31 protein-coding genes and 1 tRNA gene are annotated in these 14,213 nt (G+C 61.3%); 13 read left to right on the forward strand and 19 right to left on the reverse strand.

All coding sequences use genetic code 11. The annotated features are described in order from the left end of the window. Positions 1–37: 37 nt before the first annotated feature. Positions 38–114: transfer RNA gene (locus tag AC3WJD_RS17825), tRNA-His, on the forward strand. A 231-nt stretch (positions 115–345) separates the two neighbouring features. Here AC3WJD_RS17825 and AC3WJD_RS17830 read toward each other — a convergent pair. The 19 genes from AC3WJD_RS17830 to AC3WJD_RS17920 all read right to left on the reverse strand — a co-directional run bounded on the left by AC3WJD_RS17830 (position 346) and on the right by AC3WJD_RS17920 (position 8,812). After that, a complete protein-coding gene (locus AC3WJD_RS17830) occupies positions 346–1,173 on the reverse strand; it encodes a tyrosine-type recombinase/integrase (protein ID WP_492748069.1) in 828 nt (275 codons plus the stop codon). A gap of 14 nt (positions 1,174–1,187) precedes the next feature. Next, positions 1,188–1,520: a helix-turn-helix domain-containing protein gene (locus tag AC3WJD_RS17835; RefSeq protein WP_492748070.1), complete on the reverse strand. Its 333-nt coding sequence runs from the start codon at positions 1,518–1,520 to the stop codon at positions 1,188–1,190. Further along, a complete protein-coding gene (locus AC3WJD_RS17840) occupies positions 1,521–1,871 on the reverse strand; it encodes a DUF4326 domain-containing protein (protein ID WP_492748072.1) in 351 nt (116 codons plus the stop codon). It lies immediately after the preceding gene. Continuing rightward, positions 1,868–2,071, reverse strand: a complete 204-nt coding sequence (locus AC3WJD_RS17845; protein ID WP_492748073.1) for a hypothetical protein — start codon at positions 2,069–2,071, stop codon at positions 1,868–1,870. Before AC3WJD_RS17845 ends, AC3WJD_RS17840 begins: the two co-directional genes overlap by 4 nt. 5 nt (positions 2,072–2,076) lie before the next feature. After that, positions 2,077–2,220, reverse strand: a complete 144-nt coding sequence (locus tag AC3WJD_RS17850; RefSeq protein WP_492748074.1) for a hypothetical protein — start codon at positions 2,218–2,220, stop codon at positions 2,077–2,079. Between the two features lie 53 nt (positions 2,221–2,273). Further along, on the reverse strand, positions 2,274–2,615 hold the full coding sequence (locus AC3WJD_RS17855) for a DUF8820 family protein (RefSeq protein WP_492748075.1): 342 nt from the start codon (positions 2,613–2,615) through the stop codon (positions 2,274–2,276). Further along, positions 2,612–3,541 carry a DUF6745 domain-containing protein gene (locus AC3WJD_RS17860; RefSeq protein ID WP_492748076.1) on the reverse strand — a complete coding sequence of 310 codons (930 nt, stop codon included), beginning with the start codon at positions 3,539–3,541 and terminating at the stop codon, positions 2,612–2,614. Before AC3WJD_RS17860 ends, AC3WJD_RS17855 begins: the two co-directional genes overlap by 4 nt. A 65-nt stretch (positions 3,542–3,606) precedes the next feature. Next, positions 3,607–3,924, reverse strand: coding sequence for a hypothetical protein (locus AC3WJD_RS17865; protein ID WP_492748077.1), 318 nt, complete (start codon positions 3,922–3,924; stop codon positions 3,607–3,609). Between the two features lie 22 nt (positions 3,925–3,946). Beyond that, positions 3,947–4,390: a hypothetical protein gene (locus tag AC3WJD_RS17870; RefSeq protein ID WP_492748078.1), complete on the reverse strand. Its 444-nt coding sequence runs from the start codon at positions 4,388–4,390 to the stop codon at positions 3,947–3,949. Then, positions 4,383–4,721 carry a DUF968 domain-containing protein gene (locus AC3WJD_RS17875; protein WP_492748079.1) on the reverse strand — a complete coding sequence of 113 codons (339 nt, stop codon included), beginning with the start codon at positions 4,719–4,721 and terminating at the stop codon, positions 4,383–4,385. The genes AC3WJD_RS17870 and AC3WJD_RS17875 overlap by 8 nt, the downstream gene beginning before the upstream one ends. Then, positions 4,721–5,101: a single-stranded DNA-binding protein gene (locus AC3WJD_RS17880; RefSeq protein ID WP_492748080.1), complete on the reverse strand. Its 381-nt coding sequence runs from the start codon at positions 5,099–5,101 to the stop codon at positions 4,721–4,723. The genes AC3WJD_RS17875 and AC3WJD_RS17880 overlap by 1 nt, the downstream gene beginning before the upstream one ends. Further along, complete coding sequence (locus tag AC3WJD_RS17885) at positions 5,101–5,736, reverse strand: lambda exonuclease family protein (RefSeq protein WP_492748081.1); 636 nt, start codon at positions 5,734–5,736, stop codon at positions 5,101–5,103. Before AC3WJD_RS17885 ends, AC3WJD_RS17880 begins: the two co-directional genes overlap by 1 nt. Beyond that, positions 5,733–6,332 (reverse strand): ERF family protein, encoded by a 600-nt coding sequence (locus AC3WJD_RS17890; protein WP_492748082.1) that lies wholly within the window; start codon positions 6,330–6,332, stop codon positions 5,733–5,735. The genes AC3WJD_RS17885 and AC3WJD_RS17890 overlap by 4 nt, the downstream gene beginning before the upstream one ends. Next, the gene (locus AC3WJD_RS17895; protein ID WP_492748083.1) at positions 6,319–6,513 is read right to left on the reverse strand and encodes a hypothetical protein; all 195 of its coding nucleotides are present in this window, start codon (positions 6,511–6,513) and stop codon (positions 6,319–6,321) included. The genes AC3WJD_RS17890 and AC3WJD_RS17895 overlap by 14 nt, the downstream gene beginning before the upstream one ends. Beyond that, positions 6,510–6,734 (reverse strand): hypothetical protein, encoded by a 225-nt coding sequence (locus tag AC3WJD_RS17900; RefSeq protein ID WP_492748084.1) that lies wholly within the window; start codon positions 6,732–6,734, stop codon positions 6,510–6,512. Before AC3WJD_RS17900 ends, AC3WJD_RS17895 begins: the two co-directional genes overlap by 4 nt. A 1-nt stretch (position 6,735) precedes the next feature. After that, positions 6,736–7,065, reverse strand: a complete 330-nt coding sequence (locus AC3WJD_RS17905; RefSeq protein WP_492748085.1) for a hypothetical protein — start codon at positions 7,063–7,065, stop codon at positions 6,736–6,738. Between the two features lies 1 nt (position 7,066). Beyond that, entirely contained in the window at positions 7,067–7,789 is a 723-nt protein-coding gene (locus AC3WJD_RS17910) for a pentapeptide repeat-containing protein (RefSeq protein ID WP_492748086.1), read from the reverse strand. A 22-nt stretch (positions 7,790–7,811) separates the two neighbouring features. Further along, positions 7,812–7,994, reverse strand: coding sequence for a hypothetical protein (locus AC3WJD_RS17915; protein WP_492748087.1), 183 nt, complete (start codon positions 7,992–7,994; stop codon positions 7,812–7,814). 353 nt (positions 7,995–8,347) lie between these two features. Further along, a complete protein-coding gene (locus AC3WJD_RS17920) occupies positions 8,348–8,812 on the reverse strand; it encodes a hypothetical protein (RefSeq protein ID WP_492748088.1) in 465 nt (154 codons plus the stop codon). Positions 8,813–8,902: 90 nt separating this feature from the next. Between AC3WJD_RS17920 and AC3WJD_RS17925 the strand changes: the two genes are divergently transcribed. The 12 genes from AC3WJD_RS17925 to AC3WJD_RS17980 all read left to right on the forward strand — a co-directional run bounded on the left by AC3WJD_RS17925 (position 8,903) and on the right by AC3WJD_RS17980 (position 13,875). Next, positions 8,903–9,055, forward strand: coding sequence for a carph-isopro domain-containing protein (locus AC3WJD_RS17925; RefSeq protein WP_492748089.1), 153 nt, complete (start codon positions 8,903–8,905; stop codon positions 9,053–9,055). A 286-nt stretch (positions 9,056–9,341) separates the two neighbouring features. Then, a complete protein-coding gene (locus AC3WJD_RS17930; RefSeq protein ID WP_492748090.1) occupies positions 9,342–9,818 on the forward strand; it encodes a hypothetical protein in 477 nt (158 codons plus the stop codon). Further along, on the forward strand, positions 9,815–9,979 hold the full coding sequence (locus AC3WJD_RS17935; RefSeq protein ID WP_492748092.1) for a hypothetical protein: 165 nt from the start codon (positions 9,815–9,817) through the stop codon (positions 9,977–9,979). The genes AC3WJD_RS17930 and AC3WJD_RS17935 overlap by 4 nt, the downstream gene beginning before the upstream one ends. Continuing rightward, positions 9,976–10,221: a hypothetical protein gene (locus AC3WJD_RS17940; protein ID WP_492748093.1), complete on the forward strand. Its 246-nt coding sequence runs from the start codon at positions 9,976–9,978 to the stop codon at positions 10,219–10,221. Before AC3WJD_RS17935 ends, AC3WJD_RS17940 begins: the two co-directional genes overlap by 4 nt. 93 nt (positions 10,222–10,314) lie before the next feature. Then, positions 10,315–10,830, forward strand: a complete 516-nt coding sequence (locus AC3WJD_RS17945) for a hypothetical protein (RefSeq protein ID WP_492748094.1) — start codon at positions 10,315–10,317, stop codon at positions 10,828–10,830. Continuing rightward, the gene (locus AC3WJD_RS17950) at positions 10,827–11,162 is read left to right on the forward strand and encodes a helix-turn-helix domain-containing protein (RefSeq protein ID WP_492748095.1); all 336 of its coding nucleotides are present in this window, start codon (positions 10,827–10,829) and stop codon (positions 11,160–11,162) included. The genes AC3WJD_RS17945 and AC3WJD_RS17950 overlap by 4 nt, the downstream gene beginning before the upstream one ends. A 2-nt stretch (positions 11,163–11,164) precedes the next feature. Beyond that, positions 11,165–11,602 (forward strand): RusA family crossover junction endodeoxyribonuclease, encoded by a 438-nt coding sequence (locus AC3WJD_RS17955; RefSeq protein WP_492748099.1) that lies wholly within the window; start codon positions 11,165–11,167, stop codon positions 11,600–11,602. Continuing rightward, complete coding sequence (locus tag AC3WJD_RS17960; RefSeq protein ID WP_492748096.1) at positions 11,599–12,423, forward strand: helix-turn-helix domain-containing protein; 825 nt, start codon at positions 11,599–11,601, stop codon at positions 12,421–12,423. Before AC3WJD_RS17955 ends, AC3WJD_RS17960 begins: the two co-directional genes overlap by 4 nt. A gap of 43 nt (positions 12,424–12,466) precedes the next feature. Then, complete coding sequence (locus tag AC3WJD_RS17965) at positions 12,467–12,682, forward strand: hypothetical protein (RefSeq protein WP_492748097.1); 216 nt, start codon at positions 12,467–12,469, stop codon at positions 12,680–12,682. Positions 12,683–12,809: 127 nt separating this feature from the next. Further along, positions 12,810–13,130: a winged helix-turn-helix domain-containing protein gene (locus tag AC3WJD_RS17970; protein ID WP_492748101.1), complete on the forward strand. Its 321-nt coding sequence runs from the start codon at positions 12,810–12,812 to the stop codon at positions 13,128–13,130. Beyond that, entirely contained in the window at positions 13,130–13,669 is a 540-nt protein-coding gene (locus AC3WJD_RS17975) for a hypothetical protein (protein ID WP_492748098.1), read from the forward strand. The genes AC3WJD_RS17970 and AC3WJD_RS17975 overlap by 1 nt, the downstream gene beginning before the upstream one ends. After that, entirely contained in the window at positions 13,669–13,875 is a 207-nt protein-coding gene (locus AC3WJD_RS17980; RefSeq protein WP_492748102.1) for a DUF551 domain-containing protein, read from the forward strand. Before AC3WJD_RS17975 ends, AC3WJD_RS17980 begins: the two co-directional genes overlap by 1 nt. Positions 13,876–14,213: the final 338 nt, after the last annotated feature.

Below are 14,213 nucleotides of genomic sequence, written 5' to 3' on the forward strand. Positions count from 1 at the left end.
ACGCACTTAAGAGCGCGCGGCCCGAGCGGCACATATGGCGATCGTAGCTCAGTTGGTTAGAGCACTGGTTTGTGGTACCAGGGGTCGGGGGTTCAAGTCCCCTCGATCGCCCCATTTTTTCAGACACTTAGCGGTCATTTGACCATTTCCCTCCGGTTCAGTTGAACAGCGCGGGCGCGAAAAGCGCGTTGACGGAGCTTGTTCATCAGCCGCGCGCGCCGCTTCCTCGCATCTTCGACGCACGCCTCGATTTCCCGCAGCTCGTTCCAATCCTCTGGCCGCATATACTGCTCGTTTCTCATAACGCTGCTATAGAGCCGTTACGTAACGCCGTCAAGGAAAGCGTTACCACGTCAGCGCCTTCGCGGCGCGGCGCAGGTAGTCGGGATGGAAGCGCGCATAGACCTTCTCGGTGATTCGCGTGTCGCGATGCCCGAGGTAGGCGGCAATCTCTGCCATCGGCACGCGGTCCTCTGCCATCCACACCGCCGCGCTGTGCCGAAACATGTGCGGCGTGCAATGCACCTTGGAGCGCCGCGCAGCCGCCTCGATGCCCTTTTTGATGGACTTGATGCGCGTGCCGCCGGTTTCGATCACGAACGGCGTCAGCGCCATCTCTTGAGCCTCCACGAGCAGCGGATACAGCCTGTCGTTGATCGGCACCCTCGCACGACCCTTGTTTGCCACTTGGATGCGTCCGGGAGGGTTGAGATTGATCTGTCTGCGCTCAAGGTCCACGCGGATCCACGGAAGCTCCAGCAACGCCGTAGCGCGCGCGCCAGTGGTCACAGCCAATTGCGCGAACAGCTTCACGTGTGGCGCGTGGCAGCCAGCGAGGAACTTGCGGAACTGCGCCTTGGTCAGATGCTCAACCTCGCTGTCGGGCATGGGCGGCAGCTTGATTTTCGGCACGTCTCCTATCGTGCCCTTGTCCTTGGCCCAATAGAGCGCCTTGCGGATCAGCCCCAGTTCGTTGCGGAGCGTGTTCGCCGCGCGTTGGCGCTGGGCGATGTAGGCGGCTCCTGTGCCGGGCTCATCATCCGTATCAGGGATGATGTGTGACAGGCGCCGATCGGCCCAAAACCCCTTGGCGGCTTTCCACGCGTCTTTCTTGCGCGCTTCGCCGGGCTTGCCCTTTTGTGTCGTCAGATAGGATTCGACGATCTGGCCCACGGTATCGACTGCCGCTAGCGTCCGGCGTGCCCAGAAGTCACGAGCCTGGGCCTCCGCGGCTGATCGATCATCCGTACCAAGCGAGCAGCGGTGCGGTCCTCCCTCGTCATCCCACTTGATGCACCAGTGCCAGTATTTCGATCCATCTGCTCTGGTTCGTGTAAGCTTTCCGAGGGTCCAAGGGTTGCCAGACATTCGTATTCCTCCACTGCCTCCGGTTTGATCCGGATCAGCTTGCCTCCGAAACGCATGGCCTTCAATCGGCCCGCCTTTATCTGGTCATAGATGAACGTCTCGCTGGTGCCCCAATAGCTTGCGAGCGACGCAACGGTGTAGGGCCTCCCCATCTACGCCCCCTCCTGTTGGGAACCCGTGGTTTCTGGCGGGTTGGCCAACTCCAGTAGAACGTCGGCATGGCACGGCTCGCCGGGCTTGCACCAGCACGCAAGGTTCTTGCCGCGAAGGGGCTCGATCCATCCGCCGTGCGTCAGGTCGATCCAGGTCTGCGCGAAATATCGATAATGCCGAACCGCGTCCTCTACGGTGTCACAGTGATTGGGGAGCGCCGTACTGAACTGCGAAGGGATGCAGCCGACCTTGAAGGGGTTGCCCCACCTCGAAGGGCGCGAAACCTTCACCGTGTTCTCCGGCATGCGCCAGCCCTTGCGACGGGAAAGCTGGATGCGCTGCGGGCTCACGCCGCCTTCCTTTCTTCCGCTTCCTCGTAGAAGCACATAATTCCGGGGAGAGGGGCGATCGAAGGCGGATCGTATGGCGTCATCTCGCGCCACAGCGATTCCAGCTTGCGAAGGGCCTCCAGTTCGCTTTCCGCCTGTACCGTCCCCATAAGAAACGGCGTCCGGTCCTTGAACGAGCATTGCCCGACCCAATGGCGCATATGCCTCACGCCGCCCGTCCTTTCCTCACGCGCTCCACAGGCAATATGCTGTTGTGCAGGATAATCTCGCCCCTGCGCTTTCTTGTGCGCTCTATCGTCACCGGCATGATGCCTCGCGAACGGAGAAAACTGCTGTAGTCGTTCATCATGAAATCCTCCTGATTCCATCCTCGGGGCCGATCGCACCGACCCTCTGGGGGTGTCAGTCTGCCGCGCGCTGCCAACCCTGCGGGCTGTATTCCCGCTGGCGGCGCACTTCGTAGATGCCTGGCTTGATCTCCAAAGCCTCGTGCGTGTCGGTGGGGCGCAGGTGTTCCAGAACTGCCGGCTCCTGATCGACGACGAGGTACGAACGAAACTCGTCCATAGCCGAGAAGAAACGAACCGTAGGGCGCTCCATTACGATATGATGGTGGCCGGTCTCGCTGTGGGTGAGGATATATGCGCCGTTCTCGGCTTTTGCGGGCTTTGCATCGGCGGGCAGTACGTCGATGCGGATGAGCATCATGTCACCCTGAGCCGCGATATTCTGAAACGTCTTCATGTCCGGATCTCCAGTTGGTCAAGAATTTGAGGCGAAATCCCGTAAGTCCCGGCGTTCGCCTCACGCGCCGTTTTGAAGTCCACGCCGACGGGGATGGCGAATGTTCGACCAGTTCCGCACTCGACCCGAAGGAAGCGTTCTGGGCCATTGTCTGGGAGGTTGGCTTCCCAAAGCTCGCCGACCTGTGGATTTGGATGCTTATCGATCAGGATTGCGCCGATCTCTGGCAGGATATTGTGCCAACCCCGCATTTCAGCCGCGATACGCCGCTGCTCGATGTTCTCGATGCGCATGATCTTTCCAGCCTCTGGCGGGCCGTCCGTGATCCATTCAGCCGGAACCTTGATGCCGCGCCACATGTAGAGCGCAAACCCATCGGCATATTCGATCGCAGGCCTGGTTTCGCAGTGCAGGCGCTTTTCGCCGTCGAACCTTATGGTGCGGGGCCGCTCTGTCGCGATAACCGCGTTCTCGAACGGCCACCACCAGCCCACCTGCTCCGATACCGTGGCGATTGTATCGGCTGACTTTGGAAGCTTTACGCCGATGGCCTGCATCGCCTTGAACCATGCGACCCATTCCATGTCCTGGGCTCCGTAAGCGGCGCGATAGACCTGATCCCCGACCTGAGCCCGGACCTGATCCCAGACCTGAGCCCCGACCTGATCCCGGACCTGATCCCCGACCTGAGCCCCTGAAAATTTCGAACCCGCCAATATGGCCGCGCCGATTGCGCCTTGGTGCGGGCTGTCGAGCCAGATGATCAGGCGGGGCTCGTGGAGCCCAAGCGCCGCATAGTGGGCGCGAATTGCCGTCTCTGCTTCCGGACGGTCGCACGGCTGCGTCGAAAGGCCGTGGCGCAATCCGTATTCGACGAACCCAGGAAGTGAGGCTTCCTGCTCTTTCGTCAGTTTTTCAATCTTCATACCCCTCACTCCTTCGATATGTGCCGGGGCCTTGTTAGGTGCCCCGGCCTCCCTCACGGTTGATTTCATTGGGCGATGTCCTGCGGACCCGCGCTGTCGCCTTCGGTCGAGCCTGAAGTCTCGCCGGCTTCGCCGCTTCCATCGCTATCGCTGGCAAAGGTGGTGCCGGGGCTGACAAGGCGAACCACCTTCACGCGCACCTCGACAATGCCGCAATCGTCCGCGCATGTGTGGACGCGGCGCAAATCGTCCTCCGAGGGAAACACGCGGTTTCCGCTCATCGCAGCGCCCAGCTCGCACTCATAGTCGATCCTGCACATGAAGCCCGCGACACCGCTGCCATCGACTTCTTCGTTGAACCACGAATTTGGCACGTCGCTCACCGATCTTCTCCCTCAGTCCATTTCACGCGGCTTCTCGCTCGCCTTCACGGGTCAGTTCCTCCACAGAAACCCCCAGCCATTTGGAAAGCGTTTCGAACGCCCAGGTCACAAATTCAGCGCGCTCCGGCTCCGTCATCTTGGCGAAACTGATGCTGTCGTAATTCTTGATGACCTCACCGCTAGGGAGGGTCGTGGTCGTGTAAAGCCCGCGCCGGTCCTTCAGGATGCGGTGCAACAGCTTGTCGTCGATAGCGTCGCCCTCGCACTTCTCGGTGAGCATCGGCGCGGCAATGCCAAGCACGATCCAGTAGAGCGCGATGCGGCGATTGTTGCCGCTCGTACGGGTGATCTTGACGCGGACGTTGCTGCCGTCAGCAAGCGCGGCCAGTGCCGACTGCGCAGCGGGGTTCGCCACGAACAGCGCGCCGAGGCGCTTCTGGAACATCAGGGGCGGTTCATCAGCCACGTTGCATTTCCTCCAGCATCTTGCGCTTGGGCGACCGGCGAACGAACTCCTGCGCCAGCGCTTTCATGTTGATGCCCTTTTCGCGCTCGAACAGGCCTTCGCCTATCTGGTGCTGGCGAGCGTGACAGTCGCGGCAGAGGGAAATGGTCCAGCAATCAGCGGGCTTGATTCCCATGCCGCCGTCCGTCCCGGTGCGAACGTGCGCACACTCGATCGCAGTCGTTGACCCGCATCCGCAGCACGCGTGCGAGCGGACAAAGGAACGGTGAGCCGGAGAGCGGCGCGCCTTCTCTGCGGTGCCGCTGTTGCGTTGGATGCGGGCAGGGAACATCAGAACGGCACGTCGTCATCGAGGTCGGACTGGTAGCCTCCTTGCGACTGCCGTTCGGGCGCACGTTCCTGCCGATTGGCGTTCTGATCCGCGCGGCTCATGATCTCCACTTCGGAAACCCGGACATCGTACTGCGGCTTGTCCTGGTACTCGCCGATCGTCAGTTCACCGTGAACGACAACCTTCACGCCCTTCAGGATCTTGTCCTTGAGCGGGCGGGCGCGCTTGCCCCAGACGTTGCACCGATACCAGACGGTAGGCGCGTCATCCTTGTAGCCCTGCCGAACGCCGACGCTGAACGAGAGAACATCGTCACCGCCCTGTGTCGTGCGCAGTTCGCTGTCCCGGCCACAATTGCCGCTGATGAGTAGTGTCTGCATTACGCTGCCTCTTTCATGAATTTGCTGGTGAGCGCCGAAACCGTCTCATCGACCTCGGCAAGAAATACGGTGACTGCCTGTTCGACCTCGGCAATGGCCGCGTCATCCCGATCGAGGCGGCGTACGAACATGCGCATCTCTTCAGGCAGGCGAGGGTCATAGCTGACGAAGTCGTTCCACTGGCGACCCGTGCACGCCATCTGCCACAGCATTTGCAGCCGGTACTTGCCGGGGATTTCACCCCCAAGCAGCGTGGCGATGTGCGTTGACGTGTTGGGGCACTTGAATTCAACCATCCCGTCCTTGCCGATAAGGCCGTCTGGAGAGGCGCCGGACATGCCAATCGAGGGGTGCTCGATCATGCCAACCTCGATCACGTCCACGTCGAAGCGGAAGCAGTAGGCGTTGCGCGCCTCGGGCTCCGTGGTCGTACCCCATTGCATCGCGGCGCTGGTGAAGCTCTCTGCCGGTTCCCCGGTCAGGCGCTCGGCGATCAGCTGGGCCTTGTAGTTCTCCCGGCTCGCCCCCCAGCCCGATTTGGTCTTTGCCATCAGGTCGGCGATGCGCGAGGCGGTCACCTTGCCAGCGCGGGCGCGCAACCATTCGATGCTGCCCTGTTCATATCCTACGGTCATGCTGCTTCCTTCTTCTGCTGGGCAGCGCGCTTAGCGGCAAATGCGGCCATCGCTTCGTCGTACCGGCTCGCGGGAAGCTGCTTCAGGCCGGGGATGCCGTAGAGCTTGCAGAAGCGCTGCAAGTCGGCCTGCGTAGCGTCTGCCTCATCCTGAAGGCGCGAAAGCTGCTCCGGCGACACAAGAGCCGCAGAGTCATTGCTTGCGGGACGTGACGCGGCGTTGCCGTCATCGTCCTCCTGAATGATCCCCATGAGGGCCGCGAGCGCATAGCGGCGAATGTATGTGGTCGCGCTGCCATAGCCCTGCGGGTCGCTCTTCTGGAGCGGGATCGACGCGTGCGCGCTGATCCACTGGCCGCTCGTATGGATGATCATGGTATCCATGTGCATCCGGTTGTCGATGGTTTCGCCAAGGCCCTGGACGATCGCCAAGCCGTTCGCTTCCAAGGCGTCCTCGCACGCCGCCCACACCTGAGTAAGATCGGCGTACTTGCTCTTGAAGTGCGGGTTGTTGCTCGCCTTCTTGGCGCCATTGCATGCGGCTTGTGCCTTCACGAACGCGGGAGCAATCTTGTCGATCGCGTCACTGGTCTGCATGTTGAGTTTCCTTTTCCATGAAAAGCCGGCCCAGTTCCTCGCCCTCGGCAACCGTGATGGTGCCTGCGATATCCTTCCGGATAAGGGCGAAATATCGGGCGTCAGGTTCGACGGCCCGGGCGGTGATCGGAGCAATGCTCGGAATCTCAGCGAGGCTCTGCTGGGTGTAGAGCGTCATCATGCCGCATGCCTTTCGATGAAAACTCCGTTCAACCGCACAAAGGCTTTGCGGTAAGCCTCCGAAACGGAGTGAAGCTCATCCATGAAAGCCTCGTACTCGCCATCCTCGCGGTAGCTCTTGCCGAGCGGGCCGTTCAGGGACGGGTCAAGGATTTCGCCGAGCACTTCGAACAGGTCGTGCGTCGTGGCGGCTGTGATGGCTTGGCGGAGTGCTGTGCGCATGTCAGGCTGCCTTTGCCCACCTTCCACGTTCACCACGAACGGGAAGGCTGGAGCGAAGGGCGGATACCTGTTCGGTGAGTTCGCCGATCTCGACGAGCGCAGTGCCGTAATCGCTCTGCAGTGCATCGTATCGCGCCTGCAATGCCATGTGCTGATAGTGCAAAGCTGTCTTGGCTGCATCGCGTTCTGTCAGCACTTCGGAATGCGCTGCGCCTAGGATGCGGACATTACCAGTTGCGGCGCCAGAGCGGCTGTGTGCGCGGGCGAGTTCTTCACTCGTGACCGGCGCACCGCGCTCGGCGGGCTTGCGGCGGAAGAGGTTCTTCAGCATGTCAGGCCTCCTGTGCTTCGGCTTCAGCGAGCCGCTTCATGTCAGCGAGCGCGCCTTCGTTGCTGTCGATCCAGTTAGGGGTGCGCTCCATCTTCGGATCGCTGGCCGCATAGATCAGGGCCGCAGCCGTGCCGGTCCCCATCGACCACTCAAGCGCGCGTCCAGCGTCCCCGGCCAGCGTCACGACCCACCCGGCGCGGCAGTGCGTCGTCTCGCAAGTGTGCCAATCGCGCATATTGAGCGCCTGAGGCACAGAGGCCGCCGCATAGACCTTCTGGTGGATATTCTCGATCTTGACGGGGAAATCGCGCAGGACGGCATCGCGCAGGTCGGCACCGCGCAGGTCGGCATCGCTCAGGACGGCATCGCGCAGGTCGGCACCGCGCAGGTCGGCATCGCTCAGGTCGGCACCGCGCAGGTCGGCACCGCTCAGGACGGCACCGCTCAGGACGGCATCGCTCAGGTCGGCACCGCTCAGGTCGGCACCGCGCAGGACGGCACCGCGCAGGTCGGCACCGCGCAGGACGGCACCGCGCAGGTCGGCATCGCGCAGGTCGGCATCGCGCAGGTCGGCATCGTTTCGCCTCGCCCACCTGACTGCCAGGCCGAGCTTTATGCCGATCGACGCGTCTGGGCTGCAGGTGATTTCTGCGGTGAACTGGACGCGGTTCGTCCAGCGGTTGCAGACTTCGACCTTTTCGGTGTGCTGTGCGGCCTCGGCCATCTGTCGTTCTCCCAATGTGTGTTTAGAAAGCGCCCGCGCTGAACTTGAAGGGGATGAGGTTCAGGGTCGCCCGACCGTCGGTCTTCGCGATAAGACCGCCTTGCACGGCATCCATGTTCTGCCCGTAGGTCACTTCCAGATCGGCGTTGTGCGCGTCTGCGGCGATAAGCCGGTCCAGATTGTCGCGGAGTTCGCGGACGTTCATCTGTCATCTCCCATCAACCGTCATGGCTGATGAGGGAGGTGTACGCCGCAACCGTACGTGTGTCAATCACAAAACGTACGTTCGTTCCGTACGTAAAATTACCGGTTCAACGGTTCAGCGCATCGTTAACGGGTCGTTAACCTTTCGAGCCGCTATTGGGTAGATGCGAGAATAATGCCGGTGAGAGATTCCGGAAATTAAGAAAACGTGTGGGGTTTCCTACAGCTATCGTACGCCGTATGACCAGTGTTGCCAGAATGTTCCGGGTATAGGGGAGTATACGGTGAACGATGATACGTGCCCACAGGGATGCGGGCCCTGCACGCCTGATTGCCAGCTCGTACGCCGCTATATCAGGCTTGCGTTTGCGGCTCCTGATCCTCGATCCACTCAAGGAACAGCCGGTCTCTCTCGCGAGGATCGGCTTCTAGCGCTAGAAGTACTCTCAGAGCTTTCGCAGCTCGTGCGACCTGAGGGTCGTCGCGGCCCACCCGAACGCCGAACTTGTGGGCGACGTAAACAACGGCCAGCTCTAAAGCTCGTTCATTCTCAGGTGCCAGAGTTATCCCGGCCTCCGCGCCAGCCAGGCTTGTCACCTCTGTCCGACGGATAGGCGGCTCGCCTTTCCCCGACAGAGCTTCGGCAAGCTTCTGGGCTATGTCGTACGGGAGGCGAGGTTTGTCGTAATCGGCGTTGAAATAGTCCTGTACGGAGGACCGCCCCGCATAGCCCGCAGCCTTGGCTATCTCGGTAAGTGACATCTTCGCGCGCTTCTTCAGTGCGACAAGAGTTGCCCCGATGGTTTCCGTATCTGCCATATCAAGGATATCGCAGAGCGACTGTACGATTGGTAGGTTGACAGCCGTACGTTCATAGCGTACGCTCGCAGCATGATTTCCCATAGGCAAATGATCAGCGAGCACGGCGGCATCAGGCCGTTGGCGCGCGCACTCGGCCACACAAATCATACGACTGTGCAGGGATGGTGGGAAAGGGGCCGCATACCCGACAAGCACATGGAGACCATCGTGGCGCTGCCCGCGCAAGACCGGGCGGCCTGACCATGACCGGGGGGCACACACTCACACAGCGCGCTCCCCTTGGCGCGCAAGGCTCCAATGCCGATCGGGTCGCATTGATCGGCATTGGAGCCACCCTCGCCGTTGCTGGCGGGGCATATCTCATATTCCGGCTCGTCGGTTTCGCACAAGCGATCGCGGAGGCCGTTCAAGATCCGCTCGATCAGGACGCCCAAGACGACTGGGGCGCCGTACCGCCCGCATGGCAGCCCGGTCGCCCCGATCCCTTCACTGAGTTTCGTCCCTTTCATGACACCGGGAGTAGATCATGACTGTCATTACGTCTGTGGAAGAATCGCCGATTGTTTCGCGCGATTGCGTAATCGAAACGATTGGCCGCCAGCTTCATCAAGCGGTCAATGTCCACCCCCGGCGCTTCACCGTCGCGCAGATCGCGGAGGAAAGCGGCGTCAAGGCACGTCGCATCCAAGCCTATATGGCTGGCGATCAGGGGGAACAGCGCGAGCCCACGCTTTCGGCCGCGTTGTCCATTGCCGTCGTCCTCGGCCCCCGAGCGGTCAACGCCATTCTGGCCCTTATCGGCTACTCGGCAAGCCCGCTGGAAGACCCCGAAGTTCTCCAGCCTATGCAGATCGTCTCTGACGCGCTCTGCCATCTCGGGACCATCGGCAAGGCAGCAGCAGACAACCGCATCGACCATACTGAGGAACAGGCAACCACGAACGCAGCCGACGCCCTGATAGCGACGGTACTGCCCCTGTCGAGCCATGGGAGGGCGGTGTGATCAGCATCGGCATTCCACAGGCAATTTACCTGCTGCTGGCCCTCATCGGACTTTGCGCGGCATTCGCCCGAGGCAAGTACGAAGGCACGCCGGGAGCTCTGCTTTTCACGTGGCTCTTTGTCACTGTGCCGCTTCTCTACTGGGGAGGCTTCTTCTCATGATCCGCTTCATCCGCCGCTGGCGCGCAGATCGCCGCACGGCACCGCAAGCGAAACTTGCTCGCATCGTCGCCGAGACCGCGCAGTCATTCGAGGTCGAAAGCTACCGGAAGAACCGCGCGGCGCACCTCACCGAAGAACGCAAGGTGTGGATCGGCATGTTGCTTGCCGGTCAGATCCGCGACCGCGAAACACGGCGCCAAGCCCAATACGACCTCGATCAGATCGGGATTGGCATCAGGTGAAACAAGGTCGCGGCCTCTGCATCCTGACCGAAGCAAGAGCCCGCATATGGCTCGACAAGCTCATCAATCGCGAAAAGTATCGGAGGAACATCTGTGGCTGACTTCACACCGGAGTTGTGCGAGCGCATCCGCCGCCTGGTTGGGACGTATGGCGTCAATCAGACCGCCGAGCTTCTTGGTCTGCACCAGCCCGTCATTAGCAAGCTGAAGGCCCGCGGTTACACCCCCACGAAGCGGGGACGGTATCTGCGTCCCGTGCCGAGCGACTTCGCCATCATGCAAAACCACATGACCGTTAAGCAAATGGCCGTCCATTACCGCACCTGCGGCAGCATCGTCACACGCTGGATCGGGGAAGTCGGCGGCAGGCGCTACGAGGCCAAGCCGGCAAACCGCGTTTACACGAAAAAGCCCGCGCCGGCCAATCTCCGCGCACTGCTGCTGGAGCATGGCGCGAAGGCCACCGCAAAGATCATCGGTGTGTCTCAGAGTACACTGGAGCGCATGCGCCGTGACGAGGGGTTGCCCGTCAAGAGCTACCCGAAGCGCTCCAACGATAACGACCGCATCCATTGGGCCGAACGCTATGTAGAGGAGCGGCGCGCATGAACGCCATGTCCCTCACGATGGGCTATGCCGCCCCGGTGTGCGATGCTGGCAACCCCGCACGCGCTCAATATCGCCACCTTCTCCGGGTCGCAGCCGAACTGACTGGCCTGCGTGTCGCTGAACTGGTCGGCAAGAGCCGTGAGACCTACGTCGTGCCGGTGCGCTACGCCATCATGCTTACGCTTCAGGAGGCGGGCAGGGGCTGCACACAGATAGCCCACCTGTTCGATCGCGACCACACCACGATCATCTACGGCGTCCGCAAGGCCCGCAAGCTGCGTCACGACGACCCTGACTATGCCCAGCTTTGCTACGCGCTGGAGAGCGCATGAGCATGGTCGCTCAATTCTCGATACCCGGCCCGCCAGTGGCAAAGGGGAGGGCGCGCTTCGCCATACGTGGTGGACGGCCTATGGCATACACACCCGGCAAGACGGCCTCGTTCGAGAACCGCGTTGCGCTTGCAGGCCAGCAGGCAATGCGAGGGGAGCCGCCCGTGGAGGCGCCGCTACGTCTGTGCATTGAGGCATGTCTGCCCATCCCGCAATCCTGGTCGCGAAAGAAGCAGGACGAAGCCGCGCTAGGGCGGATACAGCCCGCTAGCAGGCCCGATCTGGACAACTACTGCAAAGCCATACTTGACGGCCTCAACGGCATTGTCTGGCGCGATGACGCGCAGGTTGTCGAGATCGCTGCAACCAAGCGCTACAGCCTCGCACCGCGTGTTGACGTGCTGGTGATGGGTGCGCGTCTGGAGAAGGGCGCGCAGTGAGCTTCGCCGCACTCGCATGGGCCGGCAAATGCAAGCCGGGTAGCGCAAGCCGCAAGCTGGTGCTGCTCGCCCTTGCCGATCGCCACAATGACGAGTGCGACGGCGCATATCCGTCCATCGCTTGGTTGGTCGAGTTCACCGACCTGAACCGCAAGACGGTCATCAACTGCCTGTCCGAACTGGAGGGCATGGGCTTGATATCGGACAGTGGAGAGCGCCGCGGCGATACCAGGCAGATCAAGCTGTATCGGCTGCATCTCGGAACAGTCCCAAAAACGGAACAGTCCCAAAAACGGAACAGTACCGATTTTTCCGAGAAACAGTCCCAAAAACGGGACACGGATACTGTTAGGGAACCTATTACTCAGATTGCTACGCAATCTTCGTCGCGCGAACGCAAGCGGGACGAATTCCCAAAACCCGATTGGGCAGATGCTCAGGTCTGGGCCGACTTCATGTCGAACCGGAAGGCTAAGCGCATGAAGAACCATGCGACCGCCTACAAACGCTTCCTCGACGACATCGCCCGCCATTCGGACGCCGAGTGGCCACCCGGACGCCTTCTCGAACACGCAGCCGCCCACGGATGGGGCGGGATCTACGACCCGAGACCGAAGGACCAGCGCAATGGAAATCATCAACAACCCGAATGCGGACAAAATCTCATCGACCGGGGGGAGGAATACCTTGCCCGTCTCCGGGAAGGTGCCGAGCAAGATCAGGACAATGATCCAGGAACTGGGGCTCCGGTATCGTCCGAATGGTCAGGGCGCGGAAGAGCACGGCGCGAAAGTCGCGTTGCTGGCGGAGGACTGCTCTGACGTTCCGCCAGCCCAGCTCAAGGCTGCAATCAGCCGCTGGGTGATGAAAAGCCCGTATCTCCCGAAGGCGTCCGAACTGATCGCACTCGCCAAGGAAGCACTTGTCGAGCCATCGCAACCGTACCGCCAGAGCTATGACGAGTTCGTGCTGCTTCAGCGCCAGTGCGATGACTGGAACCGGTCGATGAAGGAGCGCGGGATGCAGCGCGAATACTTCGTCGATGGCCAGAAGGGCTGGCACTTCATCAACTACAACTGAGGTGCGCCGTGAACCACTACGCATGTCTCTGCGGATGCCGCACCGAAAGCATCAACCCCAACCCTCCCAAGTGCTGGGGCTGTGGAGAGCAGATGTACCTGTGGAAGAGGACTGAACGATGAGCGCGATGTGTCCGCATTGCGGCTACAACCTCAGGCGCGACGAGCCCGTCACCCTAGGCCCGTGGACAGTAGCCCCCACGACGGTAGCGCATTGCGGCAAGACGGTATGTCTCAGCCCTGACCAGCAGCTGATCGTGTTCAGCATAGCCAAGTCAGCGCCGCGCCCGATCAGCAAGGATGCTTTGGAATCGCGCCTGGGCTTCGACGGGGTGAGTGCGGTGCTTCGAACGCAGATATACCGGATACGCAGGACACTGAGGACGATGACCGGGGAAGATCCGATAGAGACGGTGTGGGCACACGGCTACAAATGGAGGGACGCATAATGGCGAGGTCGCGGACGAAACGAAAGCCCGCTCCGGTTGAAGTGCCGATCGTCGATCGGTTCATGGCGCAGCACGGGGACTATCGGGAGGCCACTGTGGTTGACCTGTCCGGCGAGCTTGGCGGAAAGAAGGGGCTTGCCAAGGTGGTTCGCAATCTCGCGCGCAACAAGGTTGAGGAATGGCTACTTGCGGGTGGTCCAGGTTTCGAGGAACCCGAGCGCAACGCCTATGAGCATTGCCTCTCGCTTTGGGAGAAGGCTGGCACGCACGGCAACCTTATTGCGGGATATGGCCAGCGCATCCGCTGCGAGAACAACGGCCTTGGATGGTCGCAGCATGAAGCCCTGTCCGAGCTGGCGCTTTACAAAACCCGCATCCCCTCGCGGGTCTGGAACGTGTTTGAGAACATTGCCCGCTTTGATTACGGCGTGGGTAAGTCGGCAGAGGACATGGCCGACAATCCCCCGCAGCGCATCGCCAGCGCAAAGGCGAGCGTGGGGTTTGTGTTGAGCCTGATAGCTATGTGGAGGGGTTTATGATGGACTGGCAACCAATTGAGACAGCGCCCAAGGACGGGGCGCTCGTTCTGCTGTGGGGCCGCTACTGGTCGGACGATCAGGGTTGGTTTCATCAACCCCTCGTGGGGCAATATACCCACGATCGGTGGGAAGCGTGGGGGCGCGTACCTTTCGGCTGCCGCCCCACGCACTGGATGCCGTTACCCGCGCCGCCACCGCGCAGCTGAAAATATATCCGCGATGTGTCTTGACCCTGTTTTAAATCCATGCTATGCAAATCGCGATTTCTAGGAATGCGCCCGGGCCAAGTGCTCGGGTTTTTGATTCGTACTCCGAAGGGTAGGCCCTCCGCTCGCGGACGAGCTGACGACCCCAAGGACGCGCGAGGCCGGGATACCGATAACCAATTGTCCCCATTGGGGCGCAGCCTCGCCCACATCAGTATGCGTCGGTGTAGCTTAGCGGCTAAAGCATCGGTCTCCAAAACCGTGATCGCAGGTTCGAGTCCTGCCACCCTCGCCATTCCATTCTGGGCCAGTACCCCCCCCCCCAAGCGCTGGTCCAG

This window comes from Sphingobium sp. FW306-1B-F04DB, from assembly GCF_058781925.1.